We start from the raw sequence: 3,657 nt of genomic DNA on the forward strand, positions 1-3,657 counted from the left end.
GTCCAGACAGCCCACAAGAACACTGAATACAACACCATCCTGGCAGCCTCCCTCTCTGGAGGAGCCGGACCTGATGTATTCCAGGGAAGAGCCTATGGCGGCTTGGCAACCTTTGCAGACAGTGGATTCCTCGAACCACTCGAGCAGTGGATGCCAGAGCTGAAGAACTACTCTGAGACAGCCCTCCTGGGTGCAACCAGCCCCACCGATGGCAAGATCTACGGAAGTCCTGCTGTCAGCCAGACCGTCTTCATGTACTACAACAAGGACATCTATGAAGAACTGGGTCTCTCCATCCCCAAGACCTGGGCACAGTTGATCAGCAACTTCGAGGCAGCAAAGAAAGCCGGATACATCCCCTTGGGCAATGGAGCAAAGGACGGATGGTGCCTGGAAACCATGCTTGGTGGCATGGGCCCCGGCTGGTATGGTGGAACCGACTTCTACAATGCAGTGGTCAAGGGAGAGAAGAATTTCCTCGACCCCGCGTTCATCCGCATGGTGGAAGAGATGAAAGCACTCTCCAAATACCTCCCAGACATGTACATGGGTATCAGCTATGAGGACATGAGATCGAACTTCTTCAACGAGATGTCCCCCCACTTGATCGCAGGTTCCTATGAAGCAGCGTATTTCAATGCACAGAATCCTGACCTGAACTGGGGCGTTTTTGCCGTTCCCGGCCAGAGAGAGAGCGATCCAGCCTATGTTTCAGTCTATGCTGACATGAACTTTGCGATGAATGCCAATTCCAAGAACAAGGATGCAGCAGTCAAGTTCCTGAAGTTCCTCTCCTCCAAGGAGTTTGGCGACGCCATGGTCAGTGAACTGAAGATGGTCAGCTCCGTTCCTGGAGTGGATGCAACCTCTGAGCCCTTCATCGCACGTGTCCTGGAGTTGCAGGAACACGCAACTCCGTATTTGTTCCTCGTCGGATTCCGCTATCAGCAGCCAACCGGCAGCTCCCTCTGGCAGGCAGCAGCCCAAGGTGTGATGGCAGGAACAATCACTCCCCGTGAAGCTGCAAAGCAGATTCAGGATGGAATTGCCTCCTACTACGAACCATTCCAGAAATAACACATTCCTTCTCCTACAGGGGCGTAAGCCTCTGTAGGGGTTCCTTCTTTCTCTCGTATTACCCAACCAAGGAACTCCCATGCACCAAATACAGCGTAGCAAGACACTTTGGATACTCTTCTTCATTACACCAGGACTGATGGTTGTGGGCGTCTTTATCCTGCTTCCCCTATTCATGTCGCTCTTCAACAGCCTCTTCTCCTGGAGACAGTTGGTTCGTCTCGACTTCGTCGGACTGGACAACTTCAGGCGACTGCTTACAACCTTTCCCTACCAGGAACGCTTCTTCAACGCGCTGGGAAACAACCTTACCTGGTTCCTCTCCACCACGCTTATCCAGAATACCCTGGGCCTTATGTTCGGCTACCTCTTGAGCCGCAATCTTCCAGGTGCCCAATTCTTCAAACGGGTATTCTTCATTCCTGTCCTCTTCTCTATTGTTGCGGTAGGGTTCCTCTGGGGTATGTATCTCAAGCCCTCCGGCTTGGTGAACAGCTTTCTGGAACTGGCAGGTCTTGCCTCACTCCAACGCCCCTGGCTGGGACTTGAGCATCTGGCAACACCTTCGATCATCATGGTGAATATCTGGAGGTGGGTCGGATTCCCCTCCCTTGTCTTCCTTGCTGCCATCGACAATGTCCCCCAGGAGTGCATGGAAGCGGCATACCTGGAAGGAACGGGGGAGTGGAAGCTCTTCTGGAAGATTATCTTCCCCCTGATCATCCCCTCCATCACGATTATCACGGTACTGACCATTATCGGAAGCCTCAATGTATTCGAGCAGATCTATACGATGACCGGCCTGGACGGAGCACCGAACTACTCCACTGACACCATCGGAACGCTGTTCTACCGAACGGCCTTTGGCTCGATCGACGCAGGAAGCCCTGAGATTGGCATCGGCTCTGCGATCGGATTGGTCATCTACATGCTGACCTTCACAGTCTCACTCCTCTCCATCTTTGTAACCAGAAGTAGGGAGGTACAGCTATGATCACCGACTTCCGCTATCGTGGTGCCTCCACAGGAAAGAAGCTCTTCATCTCCATAGCCATCTTTGTGATGTCACTTTATGTGCTGCTTATCCTCTACCCCCTGATCAATATGGTTCTCTCCTCATTCAAGGATAATCGTGCCATCCTCACCACCCCGTTCTCTCTTCCTGAGGAGTTTAGCTTCTCCACTTATAAGACGGTGTGGATCGATAAGGGATTTTCCCGGTACTTCGCCAACAGCTTGTTGGTAACCACCATATCGATGACCTTGGTACTCCTCTTCGGCTCCATGGCCTCCTACGGCATAAGCCGGTACACCTACCGACTCAATACCCTGGTCTATATGCTCTTCCTGAGTGGGATCATGCTGCCCTTGAAGGCAGCAATCATCCCCCTCTTCCTCTTGATCAAGACCTTGGGTCTTATCAACAAACCACTTTCAGTTATCCTGATCTTCATGGCGATGGGACTGCCTTCCACAGTCTTCATCCTGGCTGGGTTCATGAAGGGGATACCCTTGGAGCTTGAATACGCTGCCAAGATCGATGGATGCAATGACTTCGCCATCTACCGGCGTGTGGTAATGCCGATGGTTGCCCCGGCTATCGCCCTGGTAACCATCTACAATGCAGTACCGATCTGGAACGACTTCTTCTTCCCCTTGGTGTTCCTGCAGTCGGACAAGGTAAAGACCTTGCCTGTTGGACTTTCGACATTCTTTGGCCAGCACAGCACCAACTGGAGCCTACTCTTTACCGGCCTATCCATAGCAATACTGCCCATGTTGGTCCTGTACTTGTTCATGTCCAAGTACTTCATCAAGGGAATGACCGCAGGTGCGGTCAAATAGGAGAATCCATGTCCCATACCAATCTACCTACCACAGAGATGAGAAACCCAGCATCCTACCGAATCGATACCAAGAGCACGCTTGAGATACTCACCATCATCAACAAGGAGGACCAGAAGGTCCCCCTCGCTGTTGCCCAGAGACTACCTGAGATTGCTTCCCTGGTGGACGATGTCGTTATCTCCTTCAAGAAGGGAGGAAGGCTCTTCTACATCGGGGCTGGGACTTCAGGAAGGCTCGGGGTGCTTGATGCCTCTGAGTGTCCTCCGACCTTTGGGGTGAAACCCACCATGGTCCAGGGGGTTATCGCAGGAGGGCTCCCAGCCCTCACCACTGCCATTGAGTCGGCTGAGGATGATCCAGAGGCAGGTATTGAGGAGTTAAAGAGAAGAGCATTCACCAAGGATGATGTCCTGGTCGGAATAACGGCAAGCGGCCAGGCACCATATGTCATCGGGGCGATGGCATGGGCGCAGGAGCTGGGTGCAAAGGTTGGAGCGATCAGCTGCAACGAATACTCAGCGGTGTTCGACCATGCAGACCACAAGATCTACATAGCAGTCGATGCTGAGATCATCACCGGCTCAACGAGGATGAAATCAGGAACCGCCCAGAAACTGGTGCTGAATATGATCACCACCACGGCGATGATTAGAATCGGAAAGGTGTATAATAACCTGATGGTCGACCTGCTTCCCCTGAACTCAAAGCTGGTTGACCGAGCCAAGCGCCTGA

4 protein-coding genes are annotated in these 3,657 nt (G+C 52.6%); all 4 read left to right on the forward strand.

All coding sequences use genetic code 11. The features are described 5' to 3' along the window. On the forward strand, positions 1–1,077 hold a 1,077-nt coding region (locus tag AB7S66_RS12035; RefSeq protein ID WP_428520327.1), incomplete at its 5' end, for an ABC transporter substrate-binding protein. 79 nt (positions 1,078–1,156) lie between these two features. After that, the gene (locus AB7S66_RS12040) at positions 1,157–2,071 is read left to right on the forward strand and encodes a carbohydrate ABC transporter permease (protein WP_428520329.1); all 915 of its coding nucleotides are present in this window, start codon (positions 1,157–1,159) and stop codon (positions 2,069–2,071) included. Then, positions 2,068–2,922, forward strand: a complete 855-nt coding sequence (locus AB7S66_RS12045; RefSeq protein WP_428520331.1) for a carbohydrate ABC transporter permease — start codon at positions 2,068–2,070, stop codon at positions 2,920–2,922. Before AB7S66_RS12040 ends, AB7S66_RS12045 begins: the two co-directional genes overlap by 4 nt. Positions 2,923–2,930: 8 nt before the next feature. Continuing rightward, on the forward strand, positions 2,931–3,657 hold a 727-nt coding region (murQ, locus tag AB7S66_RS12050; protein WP_428520333.1), incomplete at its 3' end, for an N-acetylmuramic acid 6-phosphate etherase.

The sequence above is a fragment of the Sphaerochaeta sp. genome (genome assembly GCF_050178175.1).
GTDB lineage: Bacteria > Spirochaetota > Spirochaetia > Sphaerochaetales > Sphaerochaetaceae > Sphaerochaeta.

Coding starts and splice junctions, on each gene's coding strand:
- AB7S66_RS12040 (WP_428520329.1), top strand. CDS start 1,157: ATGCACCAAATACAGCGTAGCAAGACACTTTGGATACTCTTCTTCATT.
- AB7S66_RS12045 (WP_428520331.1), top strand. CDS start 2,068: ATGATCACCGACTTCCGCTATCGTGGTGCCTCCACAGGAAAGAAGCTC.